Origin of the sequence: Ihubacter sp. rT4E-8 (assembly GCF_049852125.1) — a bacterium.
Classification (GTDB): domain Bacteria; phylum Bacillota; class Clostridia; order Peptostreptococcales; family Anaerovoracaceae; genus Senimuribacter.
This window is the reverse complement of the sequence record NZ_CP187532.1, coordinates 168,418-182,221: the sequence shown is the minus strand read 5'-3', so window position 1 is coordinate 182,221 and position 13,804 is coordinate 168,418. Positions and strand designations below refer to the sequence as shown.

Here is a 13,804-nt window from a genome sequence, read left to right as displayed (position 1 = left end):
CGCAGAGAGCGCCCAGCCGTCTGACGGCCGGGCGCTCTCTGCTTAAGATTATAGGACATTTATCATGTAAAAGAAATTACTTGCTTTCATCAATTGCCTGCTTAATCTTCGCTGGCATCTGCTTACATTCCTCAACTGTATTGGACGCTACGGATACGCGGATACCGCAACCCATCGGAATCGCAAAGATATTGAAATCCTGCAGACGCTTCCCTGCTTCCTCTGCATGATCGCATGGAATTGTGATGAAGAATCCGGAATCATACGGGCAAGCTGTCAAACCCGCTTCTTCCGCGGCTTTCATGAATACACCGCCTCTTTCTGCAAGGACTTCCATCCAATGGGTTCTTTCTGCATCGACCTTCGCACGCAAAGCCTTATCTTCAAAAATCTTTGCCAAAACTGTCATAGCCGCGCGATTACCGTTAGACCAGGACGCTCTGCACTCAACACTCATCACATCCTTGAACTCTTTGGCGATTTCAGCGCTTGGAGCCATACAGAGCAACGCGCCGCAACGCATACCGTACATGGTATAGCCCTTTGACGCGCTGAACGCGATTAGCGGCAAAATATTTTCAGGTAAGCCAGCTAACATCGGAAGGAAGAATCTGTATTCCTTCGGATCGCCGGCAAAGTCCAGATAAGCAATATCTACTAATAGAGCAATTTTCTTCTCAGGGAACTTCTTTATAATATCCAGAAGTGTATTCCAATCGTTTTCTGTAAAAGTATATCCGGTAGGATTATGGGCAGGCGTATTAACAATAACTAATGTTTCATCCTGACCTGCTAAAATTTCAGTCAGCGCAGCTTCGAATCCTTCTCCGTTGAATTTATCCTCGTTATCGAAAAGCTGATAAGTCTGAACGGAACGACCCAATTCCGCTGCAATTAAATTGTACGGATTCCAGTGCCAATCACTGGTAAGAATTTTGTCTCCCGGTTTCGTATAAGCTGACACCGCGTTACGCAGCGCTCCGGTTCCTCCCGGCGTATAGCAGCTTTCTACGAAAACACCCTCTGGAACCTCACCCAGGAAAACGGCTTCCTTAACCGCGGCCTGGTATGCTGGAAGGCCTGTAATCGGTGCATAAGCTGCATAATCTTCCGGCGACAAACTGCGAATGCAGTCCATGACCGATTCCAGGACCACTAGCTTTCCTTCGTCATTTAACAGGACTCCAATTGTAGAATCGATTACGTTTTCTTTACCAATTTCAGCAATTCTCTCTTTTGCTTTAGAAGAAACACCAAACAGCTTATCTGGCGCGCCGATGGTAGTTCTCCCATTTTGTTGTGCAATAATCATGCTTCACATCTCCTTTTCTCTTATACCGGGTAAGCTTTATTGGCCAAATCATATACGCCCGGATCTATTTTATTGGCTTTCGCGTCTCTGTTTTTGAAAAAATCTACGGCAACCTTCGGGAACAAAGCATAGGACAGTACGTCCTCATCCTTCTGGCTGTAAAGCTTCACTTCTTCACGCAGGGATTCAAGCTCCGGCGCCAGTAAATCTGCCGGACGGCAAGTCACCGGCGTATCATTGCCGATAGCCAAATGCTGCACCTGCGGATTAAACGGTTTTACAGTTTTACCATAATCGCCGTGAAGAATTGCCTTCGTTTCCTGACTCATCACCTTATAACGTTCGCCCATCAGTACGTTAAGAACTGCCTGTGTTCCAACGATTTGCGATGACGGAGTTACCAGCGGGGGTTCTCCCAGATCCTGTCTGACCTTTGGAATCTCAGCCAGCACCTCATAAAACCGGTCAGAAGCATTTTGATCCTTCAATTGAGATACCAGATTTGAAAGCATGCCACCAGGTACCTGATACAGCAGGGTCTTTACATCAACTCCCAAAACCTTTGGATCCATCAAGCCTGTTGCAATGGCCTGATCTCTCTGCGGCCTGAAATAATCAGCGATTTCCGACAGAAGCTCCTGATCCAATCCTGTATCAAAAGGCGTTCCGGAGAAAGTTTCTACCATCACTTCTGTCGCTGGCTGGCTGGTGCCCATAGCAAATGGAGAAATCGCGGTGTCGATAATATCACACCCGGCCTCTACACCCTTTACATACGTAATCGGCGCTACGCCGCTAGTACAGTGACTGTGCAACTGAAGGGGTATTTTAACAGTATCCTTCAAAGCCGTAATCAAGCGGGATGCTTCTTCTGGAACCAGGATGCCAGCCATATCCTTGATACAGATAGAATCGGCGCCCATGCTTTCCATGTCTGCTGCCAGCTTCTTCCAATAGTCCAGCGTATAGGCTTCTCCGGTTGTATAAGCCATGGCCAGCTGTACTTCCGCGCCTTCCTTCTTCGCGGCATTGACAGCAGTTTCTACATTACGTAAATCGTTAAAGGCATCAAAGATTCTAAGAATATCAATACCTCCTGCAACTGATTTTTGCACAAAATATTCTACAACATCGTCGGCGTAATGCCGGTATCCCAGCAAATTCTGTCCGCGCAAAAGCATCTGCAGCTTTGTGTCCTTTATCTTTGCCCGTAAAGTCCGAAGACGGCTCCAGGGATCCTCATCCAGAAATCGGAGACAAGCGTCAAAGGTTGCGCCGCCCCAACACTCTATAGAGTAATAACCTATCCGGTCCATCTTTTCCAGAATTGGAATCATATCTTCTGTCCGCATACGTGTTGCAATCAAAGACTGATGGGCGTCTCGCAGTACGGTTTCTGTAATCTTCAATTTCTTTTCGCTCATTTTATTCATTCTCCTTGTGTTATACACCGAATATAGCCATAAATACGCCTGCTGCAACTGCTGTTCCGATAACGCCTGCTACATTCGGCCCCATTGCATGCATCAGCAAGAAGTTGGTAGGATCCTCCTCCGCGCCGACTTTTTGAGATACTCTGGCTGCCATCGGTACGGCAGATACCCCTGCCGATCCAATAAGCGGATTGATTTTTCCTCCGGATAGCTTGCACATCAGCTTACCAAACAATACGCCTGCCGCCGTTCCAAAACAGAACGCCAGGAATCCCAAAATGACAATCTTGATGGTTGCCCAGTTGAGGAAAGCCTCCGCGCTGGTGGTAGCTCCTACCGAAGTACCCAAAAGAATAACTACAATGTACATCAAAGCGTTTGAAGCTGTATCTGCCAATTGCCGTACCACACCGCTTTCTCTAAACAAATTGCCCAACATCAGCATACCTACCAAAGGGGTGGTTGACGGCAGTAATCCGCAAACAACGATGGTTACCACAATTGGAAACAGAATTTTCTCTTTCTTTGATACCGGCCGCAGCTGTTCCATCTTGATAGAACGTTCCTCTTTCGTAGTAAGCGCGCGCATGATCGGCCTCTGAATGATTGGTACCAAGGCCATATAGGAGTACGCGGCAACCGCGATCGGCCCCATTATTTCAGTTTGATTCAGTTTCATGGCCAGGAATATGGATGTCGGGCCGTCAGCGCCGCCGATGATAGCGATAGCAGCGGCAGCCATGTCGTTGAATCCCATGAGCATTGCCATGATATACGCGCCGAAAATTCCAAATTGCGCCGCCGCGCCTAAAAGGAAGCTTTTCGGATTTGCGATAAGCGGGCCGAAGTCCGTCAACGCGCCTACGCCGAGAAAAATCAAAGACGGCAGAATCGTCCATTCATCCAACATGAAGAAATAATGAAGCAATCCTCCCTCCTCCATGATCGGCGGGTAAATATTTACAAGTAACATACCGAAAGAAATCGGTACAAGCAGCAACGGTTCATAGCCCTTGGCAATTGCAAAATATAGGAAGATGCATGCAACACCAATCATGGCCAGATTGCCGATGGAAAGGCTAGCAAATGCCGTCTGCTGCGCAAGATTTTCTAAAGTATTGATGATATAATCCATAATGTTCTCTATGCGATTGTCGCCACAGTCTGGCCGGCCTCTACGCTGTCTCCCTCCGCTGCTTGAATAGACGCCAATGTTCCGTCAAAAGGCGCTACTACTGGAATCTCCATCTTCATGGCCTCTAAAATCAGAATGGTATCTCCTTTCTTTAGCTCCGCGCCTTCGGCGGCTACCAGCTTCCATACCTTACCGGCTGTGCCGCAGGTAACTGGCTGTCCCTCCGCTGCAGGAGTCTTTACCTCCGCCTTCGGCGGCTGTGCCTTCTTCTCCGGCTGTACCGCTGCAGACGCCGACTGCCCTTCTGCTTTCTTTTCTACTTCGACTTCGTACTCTATCCCGTTTACTCTAATAATATAGGTTTCCATTTTCTTATCCTTTCCGTTTAATTGACCTTACGATGTACGGACTGTTCTCCGCATCGTCCAAAGCGTCCTGACCGACACCCTTTGACGCCAAAATCGCCGCCATAATTACCGCGACTAATTGGACGTCGTCTGCGACCGCGGATTCTGTGCTTTGTGATTGCACAATCGGTTCTATCTGTTCCTTCTTCTGCAGTTTGTCCTGCGCGCCGGGGATAAATCTAAACAGTGCGATAATGCAGCTGATCAAAATTAATACGGCGAATACGGTTCCCATGCCCATCAAGGTGTTTATGGCCGCTTTTGATAATATTTCTCCGAGAGTCATCACTTCACCTCCTAATAGAGGTTGGCAAAGGTTTCAAACGCCCCTGCAATCATTTTTCGAGTATCCTCTGGTCGAATTACCTTATCTACATAGTCATGTCTCGCTAACGCGCGCGCGCTGCTGTGGCTCTTTTCGTAATCGGCAACCCTCTGTGCGGCAAAGGCAGAATCCGTCGTCTGCGGATAGAGGATTTCAATCGCTTGTTTCGGATTGATGATATTTACATTAGCGCTATCCCACATAAACACATAATCCGCTCCCAATCCTTTGCTGTTCATCAGGCTGTACGCACTGCCGTAAAGCTCGCCGGTAATCAAATTTACTTTCGGAATCTTTGCTCCGGCCAATGCGCGAATCATTCGTCCGGCAGCCTTCGGCAAATAAATTTCCTGTTCTTCGGAAGTATCGAAGCCATCTGTGTCCGTAACAGTCAGGATCGGAATGCTGAACTTATTGCAAAGTCCGATAAAGGACGCCGCTTTGTCGAAACCCTCTGCACTGATTCTTCCGCTGCCGTCTCTGCCGCGGTGATTGGCAATAGCGCCGGCCACTGCGCCGTCCAGCTTGATAAAACCCGTTACCATATCTCTGCCGCTTTCTCTTCTGGTTTCAAAGAAAAAGTGGTCGTCAGAAAGCTCTCTCAGGATTGCGCGACCGTCCCCTCTCATGGCTTCAATATCCGGACAAAGGCGATTCAAATCATCGCTGCACGTTCCCTGCTGCGGCTTTCTGTCGGTATTGGCAGGAAGCAATGTAATCACAGTGCGAATAGACGTGAGTATCTCATCACAAGTCATCTTTCCATCAGTAAAATCCGCCTGATCTACGATTTCGTCAAAGCTTCTGTCGATGGCATTGCCCGGATTAACAAAAAGCTGTCCGTTCTGCTTTTCAACAAAGACGAAATCCGCCATATTAGCCGCGATGGACATACCGCCGCCGCAACGCCCTACTACTGCCATAATTTGAGGTATCTGACTGTATGCCGCTGCCTGCAGCGCGTATAATCTTGCAAATTTATCTAAGCTGTCCAGGCCTTCCTCGATACGAAAGCCATGACAATCCAACAGGCCGATAATCGGCGCTTTTGTCTTCATTGCTAATTGATAAAGCCGGTTCACTTTCTGTCCGTGCATCTCGCCGTAAGTGCCGCCCAGTACCGCGGCGTCCTGACTGAAAATATAGACCAGCTGGCCTTCTATCGTACCGTAGCCACAGATAACGCCGTCTGAAGGCTTGTCCTGGGTTCCCGGCGTATAGAAATCAGTCAATCTGGCTGTAACGTCCTCACCGATCTCCATAAAGCTGCCATAATCCAGCAACTGGCGGATTCTTTGCTCCGCCATCGTTAATTCTTTCTTTTGTGTCATGTGGTTTCTCCGCTTTAAATTTCTCATTTGGTTATTTTTCTACATCATTCTATCGGCGAAAGAAAAGAATTGCAATCTCCTGTACCCCTTTTATGAAAAAGAAAATTTTTTACAGTAATCGGATTAAGAATTTAAATTTTGTCGGGGTGAAAAATTTAAAAATTGTAACACGCATTAACTCATGATATACTTAAGGTAGCTATTAGGGAAGAAAGGATGGAATGCACTAAAATGCAGAATGAAGAAAAAAACGCTCTGGCTTTTATTTGTCAAAGCTATGAAACAAAAGCTATGCTGCAAGAACAGCTGCGTAAATGTTTTCCCGTGCAGCTCCTAACGGAAATTACAGTATGCCTTGCCGGCGAAGACGAAATTCCGGAAAATGCTAAACCGTTCACTGTACTTTCAGAAAGTGAGACGGAAACCCGACTAAAGGCAAAGGCCGAGGAGGTTACAGAAATCACCCGTCTTTCAGCTGTCATTTTATCTTCTGTCCATCAGCTAAACCAGCGCAATGAAATCGCCAGCCGTAACCGGCTGTATTGGTATCTCAGAGATAACGGCTGTCAAATTTCTGAATACCGGCTGAGAACTTTGATCCCTCAGTTAACGGAGCAGGGGCTGCTTTCTTCTCGTCATGGTAAATACGGTCTTTCTTTGACAGATAAAGGTCTTATGATCTTAGAGCGTCAGGGGCGCTGAAAAGAGACAAATTTAAAACCCGGGACGAGCTTGCTAGTCAACACCTCCCGGGATCTTTATATATCTTTATTCTATTTCTGTTGCTCTATCGCTTAATACAGGAAATTTCTGCTGATCTGATATCGGGATTCACAGAAACAGAATTGTCATATTTCAGCATAACCATGGTCTCTAAAAACTTCATCGCATTGACCATAGGCTCGATGACAGTTACATTTATCTGCTCTTGCTTCAGCTTCTCATTGAGAATATCGGCAATATAGAACATTATTGTAGCTTTAACTATTACAGCTCACTAATCTCTGCTTTTAACTGGTCAAAGCTGTTGGTAATCTCTTTTGGTAACCATTCAAACTTATCATAGAACGTCTGAATACCTTCGATCTCATCTTTCCATGCTTCTGCATCCACACGAAGAAGCTTTTCCAGTGTTTCCGGGGAAATATCCAATCCATGAACGTCTATATCTTCTGCTTTCGGCTCAAATCCCAACGGTGTCTCCACTGCGCCTACACTGCCCTCGCAACGATTAAGCATCCACAGGATGACACGAAGATTATCTCCAAAGCCCGGCCACATGAACTCGTCATTTTCATCAGTTCTGAACCAGTTTACATGGAAAATCTGCGGCGGATTGCTCATCTTCTTTCCCATATCAATCCAGTGCTGGAAGTATTCTGCCATATTATATCCACAGAACGGCAGCATTGCCATTGGATCGTGTCTAACTACGCCGACCTGTCCATTGGCAGCCGCTGTAGTCTCAGAAGCCATTGCAGAACCGATAAACACACCGTGATCCCAGCTCTTTGCCTGATAAACCAGAGGCTCTGCCTTTGCTCTTCTTCCGCCAAAGATAATAGCAGAAATAGGAACGCCCTGACCTGTAAAGAATTCGTCCGCGATGGTCGGGCAATTCTCTGCAGGCGCTGTGAATCTTGAATTCGGATGTGCTCCCTTTTCTTCGGAAGTTTTCCCGTTCCAAGGATTTCCCAGCCAATCCTCACCATTTTCAGGCGGGTTCTTATCTAATTTCTCCCACCATACCGTATTATCGTCCAGATTTCTGGCCACGTTAGTAAAGATTGTTCCTTTATGTGTTGTCCGAAGCGCGTTCGGATTTGATTTCTCGTTTGTTCCCGGCGCTACGCCAAAGAATCCGTTCTCTGGATTAACTGCGTAAAGTCTACCGTCTTCTCCGATTCTAAGCCATGCGATATCGTCGCCGATTGTAGATATTTTATATCCCTTTTCTTTGAAATAGTCTGGTGGTGTGAGCATTGCCAAATTGGTCTTGCCGCAAGCGCTTGGAAACGCGCCGCAAACATATTTGGCCTCTCCCTCCTTATTTTCTATCTTCAAAATCAGCATATGTTCTGCCATCCAGCCCTCCTGTTTTCCCAGGTAGGAACCGATTCTCAACGCGAGACACTTCTTTCCGAGCAATACGTTTCCACCATATGCGGAGTTGATGGACCAAATCGTATTATCCTCTGGGAAGTGAGCGATATACTTTTCCTGTTCATTGATTGTTGCTTTGGAATGCAGGCACTTCGTAAAGTCCGCGCCCTGATTGAGTTCCTCTATGACAACGTCTCCAACACGAGTCATAATAGCCATACTCAAAACAACATAGATGGAATCTGTCAACTCGATACCAATCTTGGCAAATTCTGTTCCCGGCACGCCCATAGAAAATGGGATAGCATACATTGTTCTTCCCTTCATAGCGCCGTCAAAGAGTTTGCCCATTTTGTCATACATTTCTTTTGGCTCTACCCAGTTATTGGTCGGGCCCGCATCCTCTTTTCTGCGAGTACAGATAACCGTTCTTTTTTCGTCTCTCGCCACATCCTTCGGATTAGTACGATAATAGAGACAACCAGGAAGCTTTTCCTGATTCAACTCAATCATTTCTCCTGTCGCAAGAGAGAGCTTCTTGATCTCTTCTAGCTGTTCTTCGCTTCCATCAATCCAGACTACCTCGTCTGGCTTAGTTAATTCCGCCATTTCTTTTACCCAGTCTAATACAAGCTGGTTTTTAACCTCTGTCATAAATTTTTCTCCTTTTCTCCTGTTTATAACATGTGCTCTCTCCTGTTGGAAAGCAAGGCCGCTTCGGCGGAAGCAGTCCATTCAGTTTATACAAACTTAATTTTATACTACTTTACAGCGTTTGTCACGTAAATCTTTGCCACATACGCTTTCAAAATCGACAAAATTAACCCATTTTTCTTTAAATTTTAAAGCCGCATGTACTCGCTCATCATGCACACCCCCGTCGCGCCGGCCTGCGCACAATCAGCCATATTGTCTTCTGTAATCCCTCCTATGGCGAAGACGGGAACATGAACAGTTCTACAGATCTGACGGAGAGACGCCAGCCCGCGCGGCGGCAATCCCGGTTTGCAAGCAGTTGCAAAAATATGGCCGTAGATAAGAAAATCCGCCCCACGTTTGGCCACAATTTCCGCTTCCTCCCGGCTGTGAACAGATACGCCAACCAGAGAAATATCCGCCAGGTTATCCATAGGAACATCCATATATGTGGAAAAAGAAAGCTGAACACCATCCGCGCCGCAGCGTCTTGCTGAATCATAGCGCCCGTTAAAAAGGCAGCGCACGCCGTACTGCTTGCATAGAGACAAAATCCTGACTGATACCCTTTGATAATCCTGCAAAGACAGGTCCTTTTCTCTCACAATAAGAGCGTCGGGCCGTCTATCTACAGGCAGCATGAGGATCTTTTCAATTTGCTGCGAAAAATCTCCGCGAACCAAATGACGATTTGTAACGCAAATCCGTTTACACATAGACATAATCATTGATTACCGGCTGCAGGCCCTCGTCCGTGATGGCCTGATAAACCTGATCAAAACTCCTTTCATCGGCAATTTCAAACTGTTCGTCGCCTGTATCCGCCGCTTTTTTTCCTTCGTATTTGCTCTCATGATCACCTATTCCGGTAGAGACGCCTGCAGAAATTTTCGTCGCGGCGATTTTAACGATTCCATCGCGAAAATGCTTTTCCTCTCTGGTTGACACAGTGATTCCCACGTATGGCAAAAAAATGCGATACGCGCACAGAATCTGACATAGCTGACGTTCTCCTACATCCAGCGGATTAATTTTATTGTTATTCACAATAGGACGCAGTCTCGGACAGGAAAGAGATATCTCCGCATGAGGATACTTTCGCTGCAAATAATAGGCATGGAGAGCTGTTGCCAGAGCATCCTTACGAAAATCCCACAGCCCCAGCAGCGCCGAAAATGCCACGCCGCGTACGCCGCCCATCAACGCTCGTTCCTGTGCTTCAAATCGATATGGAAAAACTCTCTTATGCCCCATAAGATGAAGCTTCTCGTACTTATCCGCATTGTAAGTCTCCTGAAATACGGTAACGTAGTCCACGCCGCACTGGTGCAGATATCTGTATTCATCTACATTGACGGGATAAATTTCAATACCAATATTGCGAAAATACTTCCGAGCAATCTTTACAGCCTCGCCGATGTATTCCACACTGCTGGCTTTACGGCTCTCTCCTGTAAGAATCAGTATTTCTTCCATTCCTGAATCTGCGATAACCCTCATTTCGTTTTCTATTTCTTCGTAATTCAGCTTTTTTCTGCGGATATCGTTATAACAGTTAAATCCGCAATAAACGCAGTAGTTTTCGCAAAAATTAGCGATATAGATGGGGGTAAACAGGTAAACCGTATTGCCGAAATGCTTACTGGTTTCTATCTTTGCTCTTTCTGCCATCTGTTCTAAAAACGGCTCTGCCGCAGGGCTTAGAAGCGCCTTAAACTCCTCTATTCCGCAAGTGTCTTTTGCTAAGGCGCGCTTAACGTCTTCTGCTGTATAATGCTCATAATGATAGGCATCCATTTGTCGGAGAACCTTTTCCATGATATCTGATTGAATCTGTTCCATGCCCTCCATATATGTCATATGATCGGCTCTTGCAGAGCGATCATTCTCAATGCGGCGCTTTATCCGGAGATCCGCTGCGCTCAGCTTTTCTGAATCGATAAGGAATTGATTTTCTCCCATTTTTTATCTCCCATTCATTCTATATGTACCATTTAGTCTCTTAAAAATCCAGTCAGCGGATCTGACGCCGACGCGCCTCTTTCCAGCACTCTGCCCAGACCTGCCAGATATGCGCTGCGGCCTGCTTCTATAGCCCTTCGGAAGGCCAAAGCCATCGCTGGGATATCGCCCGCTGTTGCAATCGCTGTATTAGCCATAACTGCCGCTGCTCCCATCTCCATAACCTCACAAGCCTGAGAAGGTCTGCCGATACCTGCGTCTACAATTACCGGTAAATCAACCTCGTCTATAAGAATCTGTAAAAATTCCTTCGTCGCAAGTCCCTTATTCGACCCGATCGGCGCGGCTAGTGGCATGACTGCCGAAGCGCCGGCGTTAGCCAGATCTCTGGCAGTATATAAATCAGGATACATATACGGTAAAACCACAAAGCCCTCCTTCGCTAAAATTTCCGTAGCGCGCACCGTTTCCTGATTATCTGGTAACAGGTACTTGCTGTCTCGCATGATTTCAATTTTAACAAAGTCTCCGCAGCCCAGCTCTCTGGACATTCTGGCGATACGAATTGCCTCCTCCGCGTTTCTGGCCCCGCTGGTATTTGGCAGTAGAGTGACGTCCTCCGGGATATAGTCCAAAATATTTTCGCTTTCTTTCGTATTCGTTCTTCTTACCGCCAGGGTAATTATCTCTGCACCAGCCTGTTCTACTGCGGCTCTGATCAGTTCCATAGAATACTTCCCTGATCCCAGAATAAAACGGGATGAAAACGCCTTTCCACCTAAAGTAAACACATCCCTTAACGCTGTTTTTTCCATTTATATTTCTTCCTTTCCTAAAATCAACCTTATTACCATATTAGCCTGGTGCGCCGCGCAAATCATCACTCGAGGCGCCATTAAGGCGCACGTTTCGCTAATCTCTGATACTCCGTCGCCACACAGATAATATCTACCGGTAATTGGACGGGTTTTAATCATATTGCTTTGACCATACCCTGCCATGCCAGAAGCGCCTATCAGAAATTTATCTGGCATCTGGGTCAATACGGTGTTAGTCAGCATCGCTTTTTCTTCGGGCTGGTCGAATGCCTCACAAATGTAGCTGTCTTCTTTCAACAGTTCTTCAATATTTTCTTCCGCCAATTTGACAAAATCCAATTTCAATTCTGCATACGGACTGAAGCGCCGGATTTCCTCTGCCATGGCGTCGGTCTTCGGCATGCCCAGCTGCTCTACCGCATACTGCTGCCGATTCAAATTGGACAAATCAACCCGATCAAAATCAATCAGGTGAAGATGCCCTACGCCTGTCCTGGCCAATGCGATCGCTATAGCCGAACCCAGTCCTCCAAGACCGCAGACAGCGACCCTCGCATTGGCCAATTTCCTCTGTATTTCTCTACCGTGGCGCAGCTCCAGGCATTCTCTAATTTCTTTTTGCGCCGGCATCCTCCTGTATTTCTGTCTCATCATCCGCCTCCAACAAAGCTTACAATTTCAATTTTATCTCCTTCTGCAAGTATGATTTCCTCGTATTTTGTCTTCGGCACGATTTCACCGTTTCGTTCTACGGCAATCCGTGTTTGCGAAAATCCCTCCTTATCCAGATATGCCCCCAGACTTATACCCTCTGCGCTGACATCAGCTCCGTTAATTCTTACCATAGCTTTCTCCTTTTCTGTTAAACAAAAAAACCGCACGAAAGTTCACACCCGCGGTGGTGTGCCCCTTCGTGCGGCTAAAGCCAACACTCTTTTTTTATTTTACTTTACATTTACAGGAAAGTCAATTCAAAAACACATAAAGTAGATAGAAATCACCATTATTTTATGCTATGCTTAATGTGATACAGGTTTATCACAATGTCGGAATATGAATTTAAAAAACTCGTCAGGAGGGACTATGGCGCTGAAAGTTAAAGAAATTCCAGGTTTAGCAGAAAAAGATAAAATCTCCCTGGTTGCAGGGAAAAATGGCCTTGAAAGAGATATTTATTCTGTCGGTATTGTCGATTATGAATTTTTAGATGAGTTCAATTACACCATGGATGATGATTTTGAACCAAATTGTTTCGTTATCTCCAGTCTGATTTTTGCACAGGGTCATCCTGAGAAAATTCTTCATGCATTAAAAAGAATTGTCCACAGCGGAGTTTCAGGACTGGCGTTTAAAAAAGTTTTGTTTCAGGAATTGCCGTCAGAAGCAATTGCCTTTGCAAACGAAAATAATTTTCCGATTTTTGCATACGATAAAGACATTCATTCTGAAGATTTCATCTTTCGGATTGCAGAAGCCGTGTCAAAAGATGACAATCAATTGTTATCCGAAGACAATCTGCTCTGTATGATACAAAACCGCATCTCGAACTATGAACTGCAGAAAATTACACGCGGCATTTCCCTGACATTAAAACGATACGCCATGGCAGTTTTCATCACCTCCAGCGAAAATATGGATATCAGCCGAATCTTACAATGCGCCTATTCTAACAAACACATGCACACAAAAGCGATTATGGCGAAGTACGGCAATGGGATTTTTCTGATCATGACCGGCACATTTGACGATGCGCAGCAATTTCAAATCATGGCACATCATTTGCTCGAAACCTGCCCGATTCAAATTGAGAAAATCAATCTTTACCTAAGTCGCGTACACCTTTCCCATGAGGCATTCGACCACTGTATTCGCGAAAGTTATCACACTTATATCGCCAGCAAAGCTTCCGGAAGAAATTTCAGAGAGTACAGCAAAATCGGGACTTACCGTTATCTGATTCCCCTTCTGGAAAGTACAGATTTGAAAAATTTCTATGAAGAAATCTACAGCGTTATTGCAGACAAAAAAATTTTACGGGAAACTGCAGAAGCATTCATTCTCAGCGGCGGTGATATGACTGCTGCTTCTACACTGTGTGAGTGTCACCTGAATACGGTTCGCTACCGCCTGAACAAAATACGCGAAATGACGGATATGGAAGACTTGACCGATTTTGAATTCTATGAATGTCTGTCCACTGCCATGAAAGCGCATCATCTGACACTTTTGTAAGATATACAAAAAGCTTCTTCCTGTTTTGTGAAAGTTTTAAGCCTGCCATT

Annotated in this window: 15 protein-coding genes; 2 read left to right on the top strand and 13 right to left on the bottom strand. The window is 45.9% G+C overall.

The annotated features are described in order from the left end of the window. Nucleotides 1–76: 76 nt before the first annotated feature. From ACPW7J_RS00865 to ACPW7J_RS00840, 6 genes are read right to left on the bottom strand one after another with little or no spacing between them, the layout of a single operon-like run. Nucleotides 77–1,312, bottom strand: a complete 1,236-nt coding sequence (locus tag ACPW7J_RS00865; RefSeq protein WP_425755929.1) for a pyridoxal phosphate-dependent aminotransferase — start codon at nucleotides 1,310–1,312, stop codon at nucleotides 77–79. 20 nt (nucleotides 1,313–1,332) lie between these two features. Further along, nucleotides 1,333–2,736 (bottom strand): oxaloacetate decarboxylase subunit alpha, encoded by a 1,404-nt coding sequence (locus ACPW7J_RS00860; RefSeq protein WP_425755927.1) that lies wholly within the window; start codon nucleotides 2,734–2,736, stop codon nucleotides 1,333–1,335. Between the two features lie 19 nt (nucleotides 2,737–2,755). Further along, nucleotides 2,756–3,880 carry a sodium ion-translocating decarboxylase subunit beta gene (locus ACPW7J_RS00855; protein WP_161873958.1) on the bottom strand — a complete coding sequence of 375 codons (1,125 nt, stop codon included), beginning with the start codon at nucleotides 3,878–3,880 and terminating at the stop codon, nucleotides 2,756–2,758. Nucleotides 3,881–3,888: 8 nt separating this feature from the next. Beyond that, nucleotides 3,889–4,248: a biotin/lipoyl-containing protein gene (locus ACPW7J_RS00850; RefSeq protein WP_424960104.1), complete on the bottom strand. Its 360-nt coding sequence runs from the start codon at nucleotides 4,246–4,248 to the stop codon at nucleotides 3,889–3,891. A 4-nt stretch (nucleotides 4,249–4,252) separates the two neighbouring features. Then, nucleotides 4,253–4,573, bottom strand: a complete 321-nt coding sequence (locus ACPW7J_RS00845) for an OadG family protein (RefSeq protein WP_425755925.1) — start codon at nucleotides 4,571–4,573, stop codon at nucleotides 4,253–4,255. Nucleotides 4,574–4,584: 11 nt separating this feature from the next. Then, complete coding sequence (locus ACPW7J_RS00840; RefSeq protein ID WP_161873961.1) at nucleotides 4,585–5,943, bottom strand: carboxyl transferase domain-containing protein; 1,359 nt, start codon at nucleotides 5,941–5,943, stop codon at nucleotides 4,585–4,587. Nucleotides 5,944–6,159: 216 nt separating this feature from the next. Between ACPW7J_RS00840 and ACPW7J_RS00835 the strand changes: the two genes are divergently transcribed. After that, nucleotides 6,160–6,645, top strand: a complete 486-nt coding sequence (locus ACPW7J_RS00835; protein ID WP_161873962.1) for a hypothetical protein — start codon at nucleotides 6,160–6,162, stop codon at nucleotides 6,643–6,645. Between the two features lie 85 nt (nucleotides 6,646–6,730). On the opposite strand, the gene ACPW7J_RS00830 is transcribed toward ACPW7J_RS00835, so the two are convergent. The 7 genes from ACPW7J_RS00830 to thiS form a co-directional block, all read right to left on the bottom strand. Further along, a complete protein-coding gene (locus ACPW7J_RS00830; RefSeq protein WP_425755922.1) occupies nucleotides 6,731–6,913 on the bottom strand; it encodes a hypothetical protein in 183 nt (60 codons plus the stop codon). Between the two features lie 17 nt (nucleotides 6,914–6,930). Then, nucleotides 6,931–8,700, bottom strand: coding sequence for a phosphoenolpyruvate carboxykinase (GTP) (locus ACPW7J_RS00825; protein ID WP_425755920.1), 1,770 nt, complete (start codon nucleotides 8,698–8,700; stop codon nucleotides 6,931–6,933). Between the two features lie 188 nt (nucleotides 8,701–8,888). After that, nucleotides 8,889–9,458: a thiamine phosphate synthase gene (locus ACPW7J_RS00820; RefSeq protein ID WP_425755918.1), complete on the bottom strand. Its 570-nt coding sequence runs from the start codon at nucleotides 9,456–9,458 to the stop codon at nucleotides 8,889–8,891. Beyond that, nucleotides 9,451–10,704: a 2-iminoacetate synthase ThiH gene (gene thiH / locus ACPW7J_RS00815; protein WP_161873971.1), complete on the bottom strand. Its 1,254-nt coding sequence runs from the start codon at nucleotides 10,702–10,704 to the stop codon at nucleotides 9,451–9,453. Before thiH ends, ACPW7J_RS00820 begins: the two co-directional genes overlap by 8 nt. 32 nt (nucleotides 10,705–10,736) lie before the next feature. After that, nucleotides 10,737–11,519 (bottom strand): thiazole synthase, encoded by a 783-nt coding sequence (locus ACPW7J_RS00810; protein ID WP_161873972.1) that lies wholly within the window; start codon nucleotides 11,517–11,519, stop codon nucleotides 10,737–10,739. Next, nucleotides 11,520–12,176 carry a sulfur carrier protein ThiS adenylyltransferase ThiF gene (gene thiF, locus ACPW7J_RS00805; protein ID WP_424960110.1) on the bottom strand — a complete coding sequence of 219 codons (657 nt, stop codon included), beginning with the start codon at nucleotides 12,174–12,176 and terminating at the stop codon, nucleotides 11,520–11,522. It abuts the gene before it with no gap. Further along, nucleotides 12,173–12,367: a sulfur carrier protein ThiS gene (gene thiS, locus ACPW7J_RS00800; RefSeq protein ID WP_425755916.1), complete on the bottom strand. Its 195-nt coding sequence runs from the start codon at nucleotides 12,365–12,367 to the stop codon at nucleotides 12,173–12,175. Before thiS ends, thiF begins: the two co-directional genes overlap by 4 nt. Nucleotides 12,368–12,605: 238 nt before the next feature. Here thiS and ACPW7J_RS00795 point away from each other — a divergent pair, with 238 nt between their 5' ends. Further along, nucleotides 12,606–13,754, top strand: coding sequence for a PucR family transcriptional regulator (locus ACPW7J_RS00795; protein WP_425755914.1), 1,149 nt, complete (start codon nucleotides 12,606–12,608; stop codon nucleotides 13,752–13,754). The last annotated feature ends 50 nt before the right edge of the window (nucleotides 13,755–13,804 follow it).

Coding starts and splice junctions, on each gene's coding strand:
- ACPW7J_RS00835 (WP_161873962.1), top strand. CDS start 6,160: ATGGAATGCACTAAAATGCAGAATGAAGAAAAAAACGCTCTGGCTTTT.
- ACPW7J_RS00830 (WP_425755922.1), bottom strand. CDS start 6,913: ATGTTCTATATTGCCGATATTCTCAATGAGAAGCTGAAGCAAGAGCAG.
- ACPW7J_RS00840 (WP_161873961.1), bottom strand. CDS start 5,943: ATGACACAAAAGAAAGAATTAACGATGGCGGAGCAAAGAATCCGCCAG.
- ACPW7J_RS00810 (WP_161873972.1), bottom strand. CDS start 11,519: ATGGAAAAAACAGCGTTAAGGGATGTGTTTACTTTAGGTGGAAAGGCG.
- ACPW7J_RS00850 (WP_424960104.1), bottom strand. CDS start 4,248: ATGGAAACCTATATTATTAGAGTAAACGGGATAGAGTACGAAGTCGAA.
- ACPW7J_RS00865 (WP_425755929.1), bottom strand. CDS start 1,312: ATGATTATTGCACAACAAAATGGGAGAACTACCATCGGCGCGCCAGAT.
- ACPW7J_RS00795 (WP_425755914.1), top strand. CDS start 12,606: ATGGCGCTGAAAGTTAAAGAAATTCCAGGTTTAGCAGAAAAAGATAAA.
- thiH (WP_161873971.1), bottom strand. CDS start 10,704: ATGGGAGAAAATCAATTCCTTATCGATTCAGAAAAGCTGAGCGCAGCG.
- ACPW7J_RS00860 (WP_425755927.1), bottom strand. CDS start 2,736: ATGAGCGAAAAGAAATTGAAGATTACAGAAACCGTACTGCGAGACGCC.
- thiS (WP_425755916.1), bottom strand. CDS start 12,367: ATGGTAAGAATTAACGGAGCTGATGTCAGCGCAGAGGGTATAAGTCTG.
- ACPW7J_RS00825 (WP_425755920.1), bottom strand. CDS start 8,700: ATGACAGAGGTTAAAAACCAGCTTGTATTAGACTGGGTAAAAGAAATG.
- ACPW7J_RS00855 (WP_161873958.1), bottom strand. CDS start 3,880: ATGGATTATATCATCAATACTTTAGAAAATCTTGCGCAGCAGACGGCA.
- ACPW7J_RS00845 (WP_425755925.1), bottom strand. CDS start 4,573: ATGACTCTCGGAGAAATATTATCAAAAGCGGCCATAAACACCTTGATG.
- ACPW7J_RS00820 (WP_425755918.1), bottom strand. CDS start 9,458: ATGTGTAAACGGATTTGCGTTACAAATCGTCATTTGGTTCGCGGAGAT.
- thiF (WP_424960110.1), bottom strand. CDS start 12,176: ATGATGAGACAGAAATACAGGAGGATGCCGGCGCAAAAAGAAATTAGA.